The 494-nt window shown below is 67.0% G+C and carries 1 protein-coding gene; it reads right to left on the reverse strand.

Features of this window, described 5'->3' with window-relative positions; genetic code table 11:
- The coding region (locus IMZ11_RS43810; protein WP_228649632.1) for a hypothetical protein at positions 1-494 on the reverse strand (494 nt) is incomplete at both ends.

Consider the following 494-nt stretch of genomic DNA (forward strand, 5'->3'; position numbering starts at 1 on the left):
TTTCGGGCCCGCGGTAGGTGGTGTTGACCGCCAGAAAAGCCAACATACCGCGCAGTGCACCGTGCTTGTCCCGGTCCGGCAGGTAGCGATCCAAGACGTCGCTCACCGATCCGAACAGCAGATCGTCGATCGCGGCACGCTCGGATTCCGTTGCAGCGCAGGCATACATCTCGTCGAGCGTGCGGGGCCCACGCCCCGCGTCGAACCGGCCGAGCGCTCGGGTGGGCGCCAGGCTCCAGGCCATCAGGCCCGCCATGCCGGCCACTGCGTCGGCGCCGTGGACCTCACCCAGGTGGGCCAGCATCTTCATCGGGTCGGAGTAGTAGACGACCGGAGCGTCACCGACCCCCCGCAGCGATACCGACATGACCTCAAGGTCGATGGTCGGCAAGGTGTCCAAGCCGAGTTCGGCACTGACGACCGCCGACGTGGGAAATTGCAGCGACCCGGCGATCTCGAACCGGTAGCCGTCGAACAGCTCCACGGTCGAGGCC

The organism is Microtetraspora sp. AC03309 (assembly GCF_020826795.1).
GTDB classification, from domain to species: Bacteria; Actinomycetota; Actinomycetes; order Streptosporangiales; family Streptosporangiaceae; genus Microtetraspora; species Microtetraspora glauca.